The 15,859-nt window shown below is 70.8% G+C and carries 17 protein-coding genes; all 17 read left to right on the top strand.

From position 1 onward, the window contains the following. The first annotated feature begins 22 nt into the window (after nucleotides 1–22). The 17 genes from rho to atpD all read left to right on the top strand — a co-directional run bounded on the left by rho (nucleotide 23) and on the right by atpD (nucleotide 15,859). Nucleotides 23–2,056, top strand: coding sequence for a transcription termination factor Rho (gene rho, locus FJQ56_RS12620; protein WP_140009936.1), 2,034 nt, complete (start codon nucleotides 23–25; stop codon nucleotides 2,054–2,056). A 1-nt stretch (nucleotide 2,057) separates the two neighbouring features. After that, on the top strand, nucleotides 2,058–2,444 hold the full coding sequence (locus FJQ56_RS12615) for a response regulator transcription factor (RefSeq protein ID WP_140009935.1): 387 nt from the start codon (nucleotides 2,058–2,060) through the stop codon (nucleotides 2,442–2,444). Nucleotides 2,445–2,544: 100 nt separating this feature from the next. After that, nucleotides 2,545–4,092, top strand: coding sequence for a sensor histidine kinase (locus tag FJQ56_RS12610; protein ID WP_140009934.1), 1,548 nt, complete (start codon nucleotides 2,545–2,547; stop codon nucleotides 4,090–4,092). A gap of 137 nt (nucleotides 4,093–4,229) precedes the next feature. Further along, a complete protein-coding gene (gene rpmE, locus FJQ56_RS12605; RefSeq protein ID WP_140009933.1) occupies nucleotides 4,230–4,463 on the top strand; it encodes a 50S ribosomal protein L31 in 234 nt (77 codons plus the stop codon). Between the two features lie 102 nt (nucleotides 4,464–4,565). After that, a complete protein-coding gene (prfA, locus tag FJQ56_RS12600; RefSeq protein ID WP_140009932.1) occupies nucleotides 4,566–5,639 on the top strand; it encodes a peptide chain release factor 1 in 1,074 nt (357 codons plus the stop codon). Further along, on the top strand, nucleotides 5,636–6,475 hold the full coding sequence (gene prmC, locus FJQ56_RS12595) for a peptide chain release factor N(5)-glutamine methyltransferase (RefSeq protein WP_140009931.1): 840 nt from the start codon (nucleotides 5,636–5,638) through the stop codon (nucleotides 6,473–6,475). Before prfA ends, prmC begins: the two co-directional genes overlap by 4 nt. Before the next feature lie 4 nt (nucleotides 6,476–6,479). Continuing rightward, the gene (locus tag FJQ56_RS12590; RefSeq protein WP_281284679.1) at nucleotides 6,480–7,151 is read left to right on the top strand and encodes an L-threonylcarbamoyladenylate synthase; all 672 of its coding nucleotides are present in this window, start codon (nucleotides 6,480–6,482) and stop codon (nucleotides 7,149–7,151) included. Continuing rightward, complete coding sequence (locus tag FJQ56_RS12585; protein ID WP_140009930.1) at nucleotides 7,144–8,289, top strand: glycosyltransferase family 4 protein; 1,146 nt, start codon at nucleotides 7,144–7,146, stop codon at nucleotides 8,287–8,289. Before FJQ56_RS12590 ends, FJQ56_RS12585 begins: the two co-directional genes overlap by 8 nt. Before the next feature lie 90 nt (nucleotides 8,290–8,379). Then, nucleotides 8,380–8,874, top strand: a complete 495-nt coding sequence (locus tag FJQ56_RS12580) for a hypothetical protein (protein ID WP_140009929.1) — start codon at nucleotides 8,380–8,382, stop codon at nucleotides 8,872–8,874. Nucleotides 8,875–8,904: 30 nt separating this feature from the next. Then, nucleotides 8,905–9,129, top strand: a complete 225-nt coding sequence (locus FJQ56_RS12575) for an AtpZ/AtpI family protein (protein ID WP_140009928.1) — start codon at nucleotides 8,905–8,907, stop codon at nucleotides 9,127–9,129. A 22-nt stretch (nucleotides 9,130–9,151) separates the two neighbouring features. Further along, on the top strand, nucleotides 9,152–9,970 hold the full coding sequence (atpB, locus tag FJQ56_RS12570) for a F0F1 ATP synthase subunit A (RefSeq protein WP_140009927.1): 819 nt from the start codon (nucleotides 9,152–9,154) through the stop codon (nucleotides 9,968–9,970). Nucleotides 9,971–10,060: 90 nt separating this feature from the next. Beyond that, complete coding sequence (atpE, locus tag FJQ56_RS12565) at nucleotides 10,061–10,288, top strand: ATP synthase F0 subunit C (protein ID WP_140009926.1); 228 nt, start codon at nucleotides 10,061–10,063, stop codon at nucleotides 10,286–10,288. Nucleotides 10,289–10,340: 52 nt separating this feature from the next. Then, nucleotides 10,341–10,895: a F0F1 ATP synthase subunit B gene (locus tag FJQ56_RS12560; protein ID WP_140009925.1), complete on the top strand. Its 555-nt coding sequence runs from the start codon at nucleotides 10,341–10,343 to the stop codon at nucleotides 10,893–10,895. Nucleotides 10,896–10,933: 38 nt separating this feature from the next. Continuing rightward, nucleotides 10,934–11,743 carry a F0F1 ATP synthase subunit delta gene (locus FJQ56_RS12555; protein ID WP_140009924.1) on the top strand — a complete coding sequence of 270 codons (810 nt, stop codon included), beginning with the start codon at nucleotides 10,934–10,936 and terminating at the stop codon, nucleotides 11,741–11,743. Nucleotides 11,744–11,823: 80 nt separating this feature from the next. Further along, a complete protein-coding gene (gene atpA, locus FJQ56_RS12550; RefSeq protein ID WP_140009923.1) occupies nucleotides 11,824–13,461 on the top strand; it encodes a F0F1 ATP synthase subunit alpha in 1,638 nt (545 codons plus the stop codon). Nucleotides 13,462–13,468: 7 nt separating this feature from the next. Further along, the gene (locus FJQ56_RS12545; protein ID WP_140009922.1) at nucleotides 13,469–14,401 is read left to right on the top strand and encodes a F0F1 ATP synthase subunit gamma; all 933 of its coding nucleotides are present in this window, start codon (nucleotides 13,469–13,471) and stop codon (nucleotides 14,399–14,401) included. 3 nt (nucleotides 14,402–14,404) lie between these two features. Beyond that, a complete protein-coding gene (gene atpD, locus FJQ56_RS12540; protein ID WP_140009921.1) occupies nucleotides 14,405–15,859 on the top strand; it encodes a F0F1 ATP synthase subunit beta in 1,455 nt (484 codons plus the stop codon).

Here is a 15,859-nt window from a genome sequence, read left to right as displayed (position 1 = left end):
GCGACAGTCGTAAGGACCACACGTGACGGAGACGACCGACGCCACCGAGAAGGCGCCCAAGAAGCGCACCGGTGGCCTCAACGCCATGCTGCTCGCCGACCTCAAGGCGATGGCCGCGAGCATGGGCATCCCGGGTGCCGGGGCGATGAAGAAGGCCCAGCTCGTCGAGGCGATCAAGGCGGCCCAGGCCGCCAGCGGGGCAGCACCGGCGTCGCGCCCCGAGCCGGCGTCCCCCGCTCCGAGGGACCACGCCGAGACCACAGCCAAGGCAGCCGAGCCCGCCGAACCTGCCGAACCTGTCCGCGAGACCGTGCGTGCGCGCCGGCAACGCGAGGCCGCGGCCAAGGCCGCGCAGGCGGCCGAGCCGGCGCCGGCGCAGCAGCCGGCCGACGAGCCGCCCGCCGCGCCCGTCGAGCAGGCGGCCCGCCGTACGACGGAGCGCACGGCTGAGCAGAAGCCCGAGCAGAAGCCGAGGCAGGACGACCGTCCCGAGCAGAAGCCCGAGCAGAAGCCCGAGCAGAAGCCGAGGCAGGACGACCGTCCCGAGCAGAAGCCCGAGCAGAAGCCCGAGCAGAAGCCGAAGCAGCGGGACGAGCGCCCCGAGCAGAAGCCCGACCGGGGTGACCAGGGCAACCGCAACGACCAGGACGCCGACGAGGCCGACGGCGAGGGCCGCACCGGCCGCAACCGTCGACGCCGCGGTCGTGACCGCAACCGCGCGGGCCAGCCCGACGGCCAGCCGGGCCAGTCCGGCGGGCCCCAGGGCAACCAGCCGAGCGGCTCCCAGGGCAACCAGGGCTCCCAGGGCGGCCACCAGGGCGGCCAGGGCTCGGGCCACCAGCAGGGCGGCGGTCAGGGGTCCTCGCGCCAGGGCAACCGGCACGAGCCCGACACCACCATCCTCGAGGACGACATCGTCGTCCCGGCCGCCGGCATCCTCGACGTGCTCGACAACTACGCCTTCGTGCGCACCAGCGGCTACCTCGCCGGCTCCGACGACGTCTACCTGTCGCTGTCGATGGTCCGCAAGTTCGGTCTGCGTCGCGGCGACGCCATCGCGGGGCAGGTGCGTCACCCGCGCGAGGGCGAGCGTCGCGAGAAGTTCAACCCGATGGTGCGCATCGACAGCGTCAACGGCCAGGACCCCGAGACCGCCAAGACGCGTGCCGACTTCGCCAACCTGACCCCGCTGTCCCCGACGGAGCGGCTGCGTCTCGAGACCGGGGCGCACGACCTGGCGGGCCGTCTGGTCGACGTCGTCGCCCCGCTCGGCAAGGGCCAGCGCGGCCTCGTCGTGGCTCCGGCGAAGGCCGGCCGGACGACGCTCCTGCAGTCGGTGGCGGCCTCGATCTCGGCCAACAACCCCGAGTGCCACCTGATGGTGGTGCTGATCGACGAGCGCCCCGAGGAGGTCACCGACTTCGAGCGCTCCATCAAGGGCGAGGTCATCGCCTCGACCTTCGACCGCGCCCCCGTCGACCACACCACGGTCGCCGAGCTGGCCGTCGAGCGCGCCAAGCGGCTCGTCGAGCTGGGCCACGACGTCGTGATCCTGTTCGACGGCCTGACCCGTCTCGGCCGGGCCTACAACCTCGCGCTGCCGCCGTCGGGTCGCACGCTGTCCGGGGTGGTCGACGCCGCGGCGCTGCACCCGACCAAGCGGTTCTTCGGGGCGGCGCGCAACGTCGAGAACGGCGGCTCGCTGACCATCCTGGCCACGATCCTGGCCGACACCGGCTCCACGACCGACCAGGTGCTGTTCGAGGAGCTGCGCGACACCGCCACCATGGAGATCCGGCTGAGTGGCGAGCTCGCCGAGCGACGGGTCTTCCCGGCGGTCGACGTCATCGCCTCCGGCACCCGGCGCGACGAGCTGTTCCTCGGTGAGCAGGAGGCCGCGATCGTTCGCCGCCTGCGCCGGGCGCTCTCGGCCCTCGAGGTCAGGCCGGCCCTCGAGCAGCTGCTCGAGCGGCTGAGCACGTCGCACAGCAACATCGAGCTCCTCACGCAGGTGCAGAGGACGACCCCCGCCGGGGCCGCCGGACAGGAGATCTGAGATGGCACGGATCGTGGTCGCCGACGACGACGTCGACATCCGGGAGCTGGTCGAGTTCAAGCTCTCGACGATGGGCCACGACATCGTGGCCGTCGGCGACGGGGCGGCGGCGATCGAGGCCTGCCGGGCCCAGCTGCCCGACCTGTGCGTGCTCGACGTGATGATGCCGGGGGTGTCGGGGCTCGACGCGATCCGGATCATCCGGTCCGATCCCGACCTCCTCGAGCTGCCGGTGATCCTGCTCACCGCCCGCGCCCAGGAGTCCGACGTCAACATGGGCTTCGACTCCGGCGCCGACGACTACATCACCAAGCCCTTCAGCCCGCGCGAGCTCGCCGCCCGCGTCGAGACGCTGCTGGCGCGCGGCTCGGGCTCCTCGACGACCTGACCGGGCGGGTCCGTCCGATCCGCTCCGTGACCGGCTCGTCGGCACTAGGATCCCCGAGGGAGGCCCGGGGGGCCACCTGAGTCAGTGGAGGGGTCTGTCCGTGGTCGGTAGCGTCCAGCGAGCCGAACCCGGGCGACCCGTCGCCCGGCTCGTCTCGCCCGTCATCTGGCGGATGGCCGTCCTCGTCGTCCTCGCGGTGCTGGTCTGCGTGACCGGCGTCCTGCTGAGCGGCTCGGCGGTCCGTCGCATCTCGGGCGACGTCACGCCGGTCTCGGCCGCCCACGACCGCTACACCGACGCCGTCAGCGAGCTCGGGTCGGCAGCCGCGGCGTGGAAGCTGACCGGTCGGTCCGCCGAGCGCGTGCGCTACGCCGAGGCCCGACGTGAGCTGTCCGAGCAGGCGACCGACCTCAGCGACCTGGTCTCCGGCACCCCCCTCGACGCTCCGGTCCGCGCCGAGATCAGGACGGTCGACACCTGGGTGCGCGGCTACGGCGACACGGTGATCGAGGAGAAGGCCGGGCTCGTCAGCCCCGCCCGCTACGCCGCCGGCCGGCAGCTCCTGACCCAGTACCGCTCGGCCCGCGACGACACCAGGGACGCGCTGAACGCCCAGCTCGACCGGGCCGAGAGCACCGCGACCCTGCGACTTCGACTGACCATCATCGCTGCCGCCCTGGTGCTCGTCGGGTCCGCGATCCTCATCGGGCGTTCCCGCGCCCGGCTGCTGGCCGAGCTGTCGGAGCCGTTGCTCGCCCTCGAGCGCGTCGTGCAGCGGATGCTCAGGAACGACCCGGAGGGGCGGGCCGTGGCGCATCGCGGACCCAAGGAGGTCCGCTCGATCGCCCGAGCCCTCAACGACTTCGCCGACGCCGGGTCCCGGGCCCGCGCCGTCGAGGGCCGCATCCAGGACGAGCTCCACGTCCTCGACAGCGCCAAGGACGACTTCGTCTCCAACGTGTCCCACGAGCTGCGCACCCCCCTGACGACGATCAGCGGCTACCTCGAGATGGTGGCCGAGGAGTTCGAGGGCGAGCTCGATCCGCGCCACGAGCGGATGCTCGACGCGACGCGGCGCAACGTCACCCGCCTGCGGGCGCTCATCGACGACCTGCTCGCGCTCTCGAAGGCCGAGAGCCGTCCGACCGAGCTCGAGCCGTCCGACGTCACCGAGATGGTGTCCGACGCCGTCACCGACGTCCGGATGACCGCGGCCCGGCGCGGGATCACCCTCGAGGTGACCGCCACGGGGGAGCCGATGCTGGTGGTGTGCGACCGCGCGATGCTCTACCGCGCGTTCCTCAACGTGCTGGGCAACGCGGTCAAGTTCAGCCACGACGGGGGCACCGTCGAGGTCTCGGTCACGCGGGTGTCCCACCGCGTCGAGATCGCGGTGCGCGACCACGGCATCGGCATCCCGCGCGACGAGCTCGACCGGCTCGGCACCCGGTTCTTCCGGGCGTCCAACGCGATGGACAACGAGATCGCCGGCACCGGACTGGGGCTGCGCATCGTGCAGACGATCATCGACAAGCACGCCGGCGACGTGGTCATCGAGTCGGCCGAGGGCGAGGGCACCACCGTCTTCGTGCGGTTGCGGCTGCACGGCGAGCGGGTACGACGACCACTCGTCGCCGAGTCGGCGTGAGCCTGAGGTGAGCCTGGCGTGAGTCCAGGCGGCAGCGGCGGAATTATCGCCGGGCCGTCCAGGTTCACTACGATGTCAGCCGGTCCCGGTTCACGTCGCACGCCGTGCGCCGACCCGGGACACATCGAGAGGACATCATGAAGACCGATACCCACCCCGACTACGTCGTCACCGAGGTCTCCTGCACCTGCGGCGCGACCTTCACCACGCACAGCACCGTCGCGTCCGGCACCATCAAGTCCGACGTGTGCTCGCAGTGCCACCCGTTCTACACGGGCAAGCAGAAGATCCTCGACACCGGCGGCCGCGTGGCCCGCTTCGAGGCCCGCTACAAGAAGAAGGCCCCGGCCCAGGCCGACGCCGACAAGTAGCCGTCTCGTCCCGACGCCGATCCCCGCATCCCGGGGGTCGGCGTCGGACCTGTTTTCCGGCACCGCGCTCCGCGGGGCCGCCCCGTCTTCTGAGGAGCACCCATGTTCGAGGCCGTCGAGGGCCTGCTCTCCGAGCACCAGGACATCGAGGCGCGCCTCGGCGAGCCCGAGACGCACGCCGACGCCCGCCTGGCCAAGCGGCTCAACCGGCGCTACGCCGAGCTGAGCGCGATCATCGGCGCCTGGCGCGACTGGACCGGTCTGGGCGACGACCTCGAGGCCGCCCGGGAGCTCGCCGCGGAGGACCCGTCGTTCGCCGAGGAGGCCGCCGCCATCGAGGCGCGCCTGCCGGTGGCCGAGGAGCGGCTGCGCAGGCTGCTGGTGCCCCGCGACCCGGCCGACGCCAACGACACGCTGCTGGAGATCAAGTCCGGTGAGGGCGGTGAGGAGTCGGCGCTGTTCGCCGCCGACCTGCTCCGCATGTACACCCGGTACGCCGAGCGCGCCGGCTGGTCGGTCGAGGTCCTCGACGCCACCGAGTCCGACCTGGGCGGCTACAAGTCGGTGACCGTCGCGGTCAAGGCCAAGGGCACCCCGGAGCCGGGCGGGGCGCCGTTCGGCATGCTCAAGTTCGAGGGCGGGGTCCACCGCGTGCAGCGGGTCCCGGTGACCGAGTCGCAGGGTCGGGTGCACACCAGCGCGGCCGGGGTGCTGGTGCTCCCCGAGGCCGAGACGGTCGACGTCGAGATCCACGACAGCGACCTGCGCATCGACGTCTACCGCAGCAGCGGACCCGGCGGCCAGAGCGTCAACACGACCGACTCGGCCGTGCGCATCACCCACGTGCCGACCGGCATCGTCGCCAGCTGCCAGAACGAGAAGAGCCAGCTGCAGAACAAGGAGTCCGCGATGCGCATCCTGCGGGCCCGGTTGCTCGCCGCGGCGCAGGAGGCCGCCGACGCCGAGGCCAGCGACGCTCGCCGCAGCCAGGTCCGCACCGTCGACCGGTCCGAGCGCATCCGCACCTACAACTACCCGGAGAACCGCATCTCCGACCACCGCACCGGCTACAAGTCCTACAACCTCGACCAGGTGCTCGACGGCGACCTCGGCCCGGTGCTCGACTCCTGCGTCGAGGCCGACCTGGCCAGCCGGCTCGAGGCGCTCGAGCAGTGAGGCCGCGCCAGCTCCTCGGGGCCGCGGCCGCGCGCCTGGCGGCCGCGGGGGTGGCGAGTCCTGACCACGACGCCGCGGTCCTGCTCGCCCACGTCCTCGACGTCCCGCGCGGTCGGCTCGCCATGGTCCGTGAGGTGGGCGAGCCCGAGATCGCGGCGTACGACGCCCTGCTCACCCACCGCGTGGCGCGGGTCCCGCTCCAGCACCTCACGGGGGTGACCGGGTTCCGCTACGTCGAGCTCGAGGTCGGGCCGGGGGTCTTCGTGCCGCGGCCCGAGACCGAGCTGCTGGCCGGCTGGGCGGTCGAGCGGGCGCAGGCCCTCGAGGCGCCGGTCGTCGTCGACCTGTGCACCGGCTCGGGGGCGATCGCGCGGGCCGTCGCCGACGAGGTGCCGCACGCGCGGGTGCACGCCGTCGAGCTCGACGAGGGGGCGCTGGTGTGGGCCGAGCGCAACCTGGCCGGCACGGGGGTCGACCTGCGTGCCGGGTCGATGGACGACGCGTTCGACGACCTGGTGGGCGAGGTCGACGTGGTGGTCTGCAACCCGCCCTACATCCCCCTGGAGGCGTGGGAGTCGGTGGCGCCGGAGGCGCGCGACCACGACCCGCACCTGGCGCTGTTCTCCGGTGACGACGGCCTCGACGCGATGCGGGTCCTCGAGCGTCGGGCCCGCCTGCTGCTGCGGCGCGGGGGAGCGGTCGGTGCCGAGCACGCCGACGCGCAGGGCGAGTCGGCCCCCGGCGTGTTCGTCGCGGCCGGCGGCTGGAGCGACGTGCGCGACCACCGCGACCTGGCGGGCCGTCCCCGCTACCTGACGGCGACCCTGGCAGGATGACCCGGTGACCTCCGAGCGCTTCTCGTCGACCACCCCGGAGGAGCGCGAGGCCGCGATCGAGTCGGCCTCGATGGCCATCCAGCGCGGTGGCCTCGTGGTCCTTCCCACCGACACCGTCTACGGCCTGGCCGCCGACGCGTTCGACCCCGACGCCGTGGCCGGACTGCTCGCGGCCAAGGGGCGCGGTCGCGAGATGCCGCCACCGGTGCTCATCAGCAACGCCAGCACCCTCGACGCCCTCGCGCGCGACGTACCCGCCTTCGCGCGGGCCCTGGTCGATGCGTTCTGGCCGGGTCCGCTGACGCTGGTGTGCCGGCAGCAGACGTCGTTGATGTGGGACCTCGGCGACACCCGCGGCACGGTCGCCGTCCGGATGCCCGACCACGCGCTGGCCCTCGAGATCCTCGAGCGCACCGGCCCGCTGGCGGTCAGCTCGGCCAACACGACCGGCCTGCCCGCCGCCACCGACGCCGACCGGGCCGAGGAGATGCTGGGCGACCGGGTCGACGTCATCGTCGACGGTGGCGAGTCACCGGTGGGGGAGGCCTCCACGATCGTCGACTGCACCGGCCCCCAGGGTCGGGTGCTGCGCGTGGGGGCACTGAGCCTCGAGCAGCTCAACGAGGTCCTCGAGCCGCTGGGGGCGACCCTGGTCGAGGGCGGGGCCGATGCGTGAATACCTGGTCGTCTTCCTGGTGGCCGGGACGGTCACCTTCCTGCTGACCGTGGTGGCGCGCGAGATCGCGCTGCGCACCGGGGCCGTGTCGGCGGTCCGCGACCGCGACGTGCACGCGGAGCCGATCCCCTACCTCGGCGGCCTGGCCATGCTCGGCGGGCTCGTGGCGGCCTACCTCGTGGCCCGTGAGCTGCCCTTCCTGTCCAGCCCCAACGGCGGGTCGTTCACCTTCCCCGACGCTCGCGCGGTGGTGGTGGCCGGGGCGCTGATCTGCGGGGTCGGGGTGCTCGACGACATCTTCGACCTCGACGCGCTGACCAAGTTCGGCGGTCAGGTCCTGGCCGTCGGGCTGCTCGTCTACTCCGGCGTGCAGTTCCGGTTCTTCTTCACCCCCGGCGACCAGCAGTTCGCCCTCGACTCGAGCCAGGGCGCCATCCTGACGGCCGTGATCGTCATCGCGACGGTCAACGCCGTCAACTTCGTCGACGGGCTCGACGGGCTCGCGGCGGGCGTCGTCGGCATCGCCGCCCTGGCCTTCTTCCTCTACTGCTACCAGCTCAGCGCCGCCAACGGCGTCACCCGGGCCACCACCGGGGCCCTGCTCTCGGCGGCCCTGGCCGGGGTGTGCGCGGGCTTCCTGGTCCACAACTTCCACCCGGCCCGGCTCTTCATGGGCGACAGCGGCTCGATGCTGATCGGGCTGGTCCTGTCGGCCACCGCCATCACGGTGACCACCCAGTTCAGCGCCGAGGACATCGCGGTCGGCCAGGACGGCGCCCGGGCCAGCTTCCTGCCGATGCTGCTGCCCGTGGCGCTGCCGATCCTGATCCTCATCGTGCCGTTCGCCGACCTCGTGCTGGCCGTCGTACGCCGCACCAGGGCCGGGCGCTCGCCGTTCGCCGCCGACAAGCAGCACCTGCACCACCGGCTCCTCGAGATCGGTCACTCCCACCGTCGCGCGGTGATGATCATGTGGGCCTGGGCCGGGCTGATCGCGTTCTCGACGGTGTTCGCGAGCCTGCGCACGGGCCCGGTGGTGTGGGGCGTGATCGGTGCCGGGTTCACCGTCACCGTGCTGCTCACCTTCGTGCTCCCGATCCTCCACCGACCCCGGATCCTGACCGACGAGACTTTGTGATAGCATTCACAAGCACCTGAAAGACACCTGAAGAACCGTCTGACCGCCCCAGTCCCACGAGGACGACGACGACAGAAACGGCCGCCGACGATGACGACCGAGACCCGCAGCAGCTCCCGCCGGGAGGCGCGCCCCTACGGCGTCGCCGCCCTCGGCGTGGCCGTGCTCGCCGGATCGGTGTCCGGTGCGGTCGTCTCCCTGCTCGCGGTCCTGCTCGACGGATCCCCGGGGCTGCTCGGTGCCCTCGCGGGTGCGGGGGTCACGCTCCTGGTGCTGGCCACCGGGTTCGCGACCGTCGACCTGGTCGCCGGCCTGCTGCCGGGTGCCTCGCTCGTGGTCGCGATGCTCACCTACACCCTCCAGGTGGTGCTGCTCGCGGCGCTCCTGGCCGTCCTGCGCGGGGCCGACGACATCGAGCAGACGCTCACCCCCGGCTGGTTCGCCGCCGGGGTCATCACCGTCGCGCTCGCCTGGACCGTCTGCCTGGTGTGGCACGCCCTGCACGCCCGGATCCCGCTCTACGACCTGCCCGCGCAGGCGTCGACCGGGGCGAGCGTCACGGCGTCGGAGGGGAGTGAACGATGACCCTCCGCGACTGCTATTGTCCGGCACGCGATGAGCAAGCCCGACGACGAGCTGACGCAGGACTCGCCGCGTGGCGACCCGTGGCTCGCGTTCGGCTACCTCGTGGCCGGCGTGCTGCTCTACGGTGGCGTCGGATGGCTGCTCGACCGATGGTGGGGCACCAGCTTCATGATCGTGATCGGCATCCTGCTCGGCGTCGCCCTGGCGCTCTACCAGACCTTTGCCCGCTTCCGGGCACCCACCGAATCCCGCTAGTCGAGAAAGAGGAGTGCCCGAGATGAGCCTCGTCACCGGCCTCGTACAGGCAGAGTTCGAGCCCCCGAGCCCGGCCGACTTCGACCTTCCCGCCGTCTTCGGCAGCGGGACCTTCGACTTCCTGGGCCAGGCCCAGGTCGCGGGCGTCACCAAGCCGATGATCCAGATCGTCCTCGCGGCGGTCTTCGTCTTCGCCCTGTTCTACCTCGCCTCGCGCAAGCGGGCGATGGTCCCCGGCAAGCTGCAGTTCGCCGGCGAGGAGGCCTACGGCTTCGTCCGCAACTCGCTGGGCCGCGACATCATCGGCAGCCACGACTTCCAGCGCTTCGTGCCCTACCTGTTCGCGCTGTTCTTCTTCGTGCTGATCAACAACCTGATGGCCACGATCCCGGTCATCCAGTTCCCGACGTTCTCGCGCTCGGGGATGGTCTACTCGCTGGCCCTGATGAGCTGGGTCATCTACAACGCCGTCGGCATCCAGAAGCACGGCTTCCTCGGCTACCTCAAGCTCCAGTCCGTGCCGGCCGGCGTCGGCGGCGTGATCCTCCTGCTGCTGGTTCCGCTGGAGTTCATGTCCAACATCATCGTGCGGCCGGTCACGCTGGCCCTGCGACTGTTCGCCAACATGTTCGCCGGCCACCTGCTGCTGATCCTGTTCGCCCTCGGTGGCGAGTACCTCGTCAAGGAGATGGGTGGCGCCTACATCGGTGTCGGCGTCCTGGCCTGGGTCCTCTTCATCCTGGTGGCGATGCTCGAGATCCTGATCCAGTTCCTGCAGGCCTACGTCTTCGTCCTCCTCAACGCCATGTACATCCAGGGCGCGCTGGCCGACGAGCACTGATCCACGTCTGACCCACCGCTCCACCAGACCTGAACCACCCAAGCTCCACCACCGCAGTACAACCGAAAGGGAAACCTGATGTTCGTCCCCATGGCAATCGAAGGCTCGCTCGGCGACCTGGGCAACCTCAACATGATCGGCTACGGCCTGGCCGCCATCGGCCCGGGTATCGGCATCGGTCTGATCTTCGCCGCCTACATCAGCGGTGTCGCTCGTCAGCCGGAGGCCCAGAGCCGCCTGCAGTCGATCGCCATCCTCGGCTTCGCGCTCGCAGAGGCGCTGGCGATCATCGGCATCGCCCTCGCCTTCGTCCTCTAACCAGCCCGACGATTCGTCGTAGGACCCGGAAGGACCTGCTATGCAGTCACTGATGACGCCCCTGGTGGTGATGGCCGCCGAGGGGGAGGAGCACGAGCTCAACCCGCTCCTGCCGCACCCGATCGAGCTGATCCTGTCCCTCGTCGTCTTCGCGATCCTCTTCTTCGCCGTGAAGAAGTTCGTCGTGCCCAACTTCGAGGCGACGTACACCGATCGCACCAAGGCGATCGAGGGCGGTCTGGCCGCGGCCGAGACCAAGCAGGCCGAGGCCGACGCCAAGCTCGCCGAGCTCGAGAAGCAGCTCGCCGACGCCCGGCACGAGGCCGCCCGCATCCGCGAGGAGGCTCGTGAGCAGGGTGCCGTGATCGTGGCGGAGATGCGCGAGCAGGCGCAGTCCGAGGCCTCGCGCATCGTCGAGCACGGCAAGACGCAGATCGAGGCCGAGCGTCAGCAGGCGGTCACCTCGCTGCGGGCCGAGGTCGGCTCGCTGGCCACCACCCTGGCCGGACGTATCGTCGGGGAGAGCCTCGACGACGAAGCCCGCCAGAGCCGCGTCGTCGACCGCTTCCTGGCCGACCTCGAGGCCGGCACGCCGGCCCAGAACTGACCCGTGACCCCTGTCGTGAACGAGAAGAGGACTGACTGATGGACCTGCGCGGAGCCTCTGCCGAGGCACTCGCCGCCGTGACGGACGAGCTCGACTCGCACGTCGGGTCCGGCGACCAGGCCGCACGCCTGGCCGACGACCTGTTCTCCTTGGCCACGACGCTGCGTTCCGAGGGCGCGCTGCGGCGGTTCGCCACCGACGGCTCGATCCCGGCCGAGGCCAAGCAGGGCCTGGTCACCGAGGTCTTCGGTGGCAAGGTCGCCGACGGCGCGCTGGCGGTGCTCACCACGGCCGTGGGGCACCGGTGGACCGCCACCCGCGACCTGGCCGACACCCTGGAGCACCTGAGCGTCGTCACCCTGGTCAAGGCGGCCGGGCACGACTCGGGCCGGCTGGCCGACGAGCTGTTCACCTGGGCGCAGGCGGTCAAGAACAACCCGGAGCTGCGCGACGCGCTGAGCGACCCGGCCCGCAGTGTCCAGGACAAGGCCGCGCTGATCGACGGGCTCCTGACGGGCAAGACCCTGCCGTCGACGCGGACGCTGGCCACCCAGGCGTTGGCGGGCAGCTACCGCACGGTCTCCTCGGCCCTGGCCTCCTACCAGAAGACGGTGGCCGAGGTGCACGGCGAGGGCGTCGCCACCGTGCGGGTCGCCCGCGAGCTGACCGAGGCCGAGACCAGCCGTCTGGCCGAGGCCCTCACCACCCAGTACGGCCGCCCGGTCCACCTCAACACCGTCGTCGACCCGACCGTCCTCGGCGGCCTGCGGGTCGAGATCGGCAACGACGTCATCGACGGCACCGTGCTGAGCAGGCTCGACGACGCCCGCCGTCGTCTCGCCGGCTGACGCATCCCCCGGCCGCACCGGCCACCTGATCGGCCATCCCAGCCTCACCCACGACGTACGAACCAAGAGAGAAGGAAACGATGACGGAGCTCTCCATCCGTCCGGACGACATCCGGGACGCGCTGCAGAAGTACGTCGCCGACTACAAGCCCGACGCGGCGTCGAAGGAAGAGGTAGGCACGGTCGCGCAGACCGCCGACGGGATCGCCCGCGTCAGCGGACTGCCCTCCTGCATGGCCAACGAGCTCCTCGAGTTCGAGGACGGCACCCTGGGCCTGGCGCTCAACCTCGACACCCGCGAGATCGGTGTCGTCGTCCTCGGTGACTTCGACAAGATCGAGGAGGGCCAGACGGTCCGCCGCACCGGCGAGATCCTCTCGGTCCCGGTGGGTGACAACTTCCTCGGCCGCGTGGTCGACCCCCTCGGCACCCCGATCGACGGCCTCGGCGACATCGAGTCCTCCGAGCGTCGCGCCCTGGAGCTCCAGGCGCCGTCGGTGATGCACCGCAAGTCCGTGCACGAGCCGCTCGCGACCGGCATCAAGGCCATCGACTCGATGACCCCGATCGGCCGCGGCCAGCGCCAGCTCATCATCGGCGACCGCGCCACGGGCAAGTCGACGATCGCGATCGACACGATCATCAACCAGAAGAAGAACTGGGAGTCGGGCGACCCCGACAAGCAGGTCCGCTGCATCTACGTCGCCATCGGCCAGAAGGGCTCGACGATCGCTGCTGTCCGCGGCGCCCTCGAGGAGGCCGGTGCTCTCGAGTACACGACCATCGTGGCCTCGCCGGCGTCCGACAGCGCCGGGTTCAAGTACCTCGCCCCCTACACCGGCTCGGCCATCGGCCAGCACTGGATGTACGACGGCAAGCACGTCCTCATCGTGTTCGACGACCTGACCAAGCAGGCCGAGGCCTACCGCGCCGTGTCGCTGCTGCTGCGCCGTCCGCCGGGCCGCGAGGCCTACCCGGGTGACGTCTTCTACCTGCACAGCCGCCTGCTCGAGCGCTGCGCGAAGCTGTCCGATGAGCTCGGCCACGGCTCGATGACCGGTCTGCCGATCATCGAGACCAAGGCCAACGACGTCTCGGCGTTCATCCCGACCAACGTCATCTCGATCACCGACGGCCAGATCTTCCTGCAGTCCGACCTGTTCGCGGCCAACCAGCGCCCGGCCATCGACGTCGGCGTCTCGGTGTCGCGCGTGGGCGGTGCGGCGATGACCAAGGCGATGAAGGCCGTGACCGGCTCGCTCAAGGTCGACCTCGCGCAGTTCCGCGCCATGGAGGCCTTCGCGATGTTCGCCTCCGACCTCGACGCGGCCTCGCGCCAGCAGCTCGACCGTGGTCAGCGCCTGATGGCCCTGCTCAAGCAGCCGGCCTACTCGCCGTACCCGCTCGAGGAGATGACGGTCTCGCTGTGGATCGGCACGACCGGTCGCCTCGACAAGGTGCCGGTCGGCGACGTCCTGCGCTTCGAGCAGGAGTTCCTCGACTACCTGCGTCGCTCCCACGACGGCCTGCTCGCGGCCATCCGCGAGACCAACAAGTTCGAGGACGAGGCCGGTCTGTCCGACGCCTACGAGTCGTTCCTCGACCAGTTCGAGACCTCCGACGGCGGCTCGATCAAGGTCGGCAAGGAGTCCTCCGAGGAGGCCCTCGGCGACGACGAGGTCGAGCAGGAGACCATCGTCAAGCAGAAGCGGGGCTGAGGCGTCCATGGCCCTCTCGCTGCGTGAGTACCGCGCCCGGATCAAGTCGGTCGAGTCGACCAAGAAGATCACCCGCGCCATGGAGCTCATCGCTGCGTCCCGGATCATCAAGGCGCAGCAGCGGGCCCAGGCCGCGGCTCCCTACGCCCGCGAGCTGACGCGCGCGGTGTCGGCGGTGGCGACGTTCTCCAACGTCGACCACCCGCTGACCACCGAGCAGGACGACCCCAAGCGGGCCGCTGTGCTGATCATCACCAGCGACCGCGGCCTGGCCGGTGCCTACTCCTCGAGCGTGCTCAAGGAGGCCGAGCGCCTCGCCGAGCGGCTGCGCGGCGAGGGCAAGGAGATCGACTGGTACGTCGCCGGCCGCAAGGGCGAGGCCTACTTCCGGTTCCGCCGGCGCGACATCGTGCGGTCCTGGACCGGCTTCTCCGACCAGCCGTCCTACGACATCGCGGCCGAGGTCGGCGAGGCGCTGATCTCGGCGTTCCTGGCCGACCAGGACGACGCCGACGGCGACCGCAGCGTCGCCGAGGTCGACGAGGTCCACGTCGTCTACACCCGGTTCCGCTCGATGCTGACCCAGGAGCCGACCGCGATCCGGCTGCTGCCGCTCGAGGTCGTCGAGGGCACCACGGCTCCCGAGTCGGGCGACGTGCTGCCGCTCTACGAGTTCGAGCCGTCGCCGGAGGCGGTGCTCGACGGGCTGCTCCCGCAGTACGTCCAGAGCCGCATCTTCTTCGCGATGCTGCAGGCCTCGGCGTCCGAGCTGGCCGCCCGCCAGCGCGCGATGAAGTCGGCGACCGACAACGCCACCGAGCTGATCAAGAAGTACACCCGTATCGCCAACCAGGCCCGCCAGGCCGGTATCACCCAGGAAATCAGCGAGATCGTCGGTGGCGTCAACGCCCTCGCCGATGCGAACGCAGGGAGTGAGTAGACCATGACCGCAACCATCGAAGAGTCCCACGAGACGGGCGCCGCAGGCGTCGGTCGGATCGCACGCGTCATCGGCCCGGTGGTGGACGTCGAGTTCCCCGTCGACGCGATGCCCGAGATCTACAACAAGCTGCTCGTCGACGTGACGCTCAGCGGCGAGACGACCACGCTGCCGCTCGAGGTCGCCCAGCACATCGGTGACGGCATGGTCCGCGCGATCTCGCTCAAGCCGACCGACGGCCTGGTCCGCGGCGGCCTGGTCACCGACACCGGCAAGCCGATCATGGTGCCGGTGGGCGACGCCACCCTCGGCAAGGTCTTCAACGCCACCGGCGACGTCCTCAACCTGGAGGAGGGCCAGAGCTTCGAGCCCGCCGACTACTGGGGCATCCACCGCAAGGCCCCGGCGTTCGACCAGCTGGAGTCCAAGACCCAGATGTTCGAGACCGGCATCAAGGTCATCGACCTGCTGACGCCCTACGTCCAGGGCGGCAAGATCGGCCTGTTCGGTGGCGCCGGCGTCGGCAAGACGGTGCTCATCCAGGAGATGATCGCCCGGGTCGCCAAGGACCACGGTGGCGTGTCGGTGTTCGCCGGGGTCGGTGAGCGCACCCGCGAGGGCAACGACCTCATCGTCGAGATGGAGGAGGCCGAGGTCCTCGGACAGACGGCCCTCGTCTTCGGCCAGATGGACGAGCCGCCGGGCACCCGCCTGCGGGTCGCGCTGTCCGCGCTCACGATGGCGGAGTACTTCCGCGACGTGCAGGGCCAGGACGTGCTGCTCTTCATCGACAACATCTTCCGGTTCACCCAGGCCGGGTCCGAGGTCTCGACCCTGCTCGGCCGGATGCCGTCCGCCGTGGGCTACCAGCCCAACCTCGCCGACGAGATGGGCACGCTCCAGGAGCGGATCACCTCGACGCGTGGTCACTCGATCACCTCGCTGCAGGCGATCTACGTGCCGGCCGACGACTACACCGACCCGGCTCCGGCGACCACGTTCGCCCACCTCGACGCCACCACCGAGCTGTCGCGCGAGATCGCGTCGCTCGGCATCTACCCGGCCGTCGACCCGCTGACCTCCACGTCGCGGATCCTGTCGGCCGAGTACATCGGCCAGGACCACTACGACTGCGCGATCCGCATCAAGCAGATCCTGCAGCGCAACAAGGAGCTGCAGGACATCATCGCGATCCTCGGCGTCGACGAGCTGTCCGAGGAGGACAAGGTCATCGTCAGCCGGGCGCGCCGCATCCAGCGCTTCTTGTCGCAGAACACCTACGTGGCCAAGCAGTTCACCGGCATCGAGGGCTCCACCGTGCCCGTGGCCGACACCATCGTGGCGTTCAACAAGATCGCCGACGGCGAGTACGACCACGTGGCCGAGCAGGCGTTCTTCATGTGCGGCGGTCTCGACGACGTCGAGGCCAAGTGGGCCGAGATCCAGAAGAACCTCTGA

The organism is Nocardioides plantarum, from assembly GCF_006346395.1.
Classification (GTDB): Bacteria; Actinomycetota; Actinomycetes; order Propionibacteriales; family Nocardioidaceae; genus Nocardioides; species Nocardioides plantarum.
This window is presented reverse-complemented; position numbering and strand designations above follow the sequence as displayed.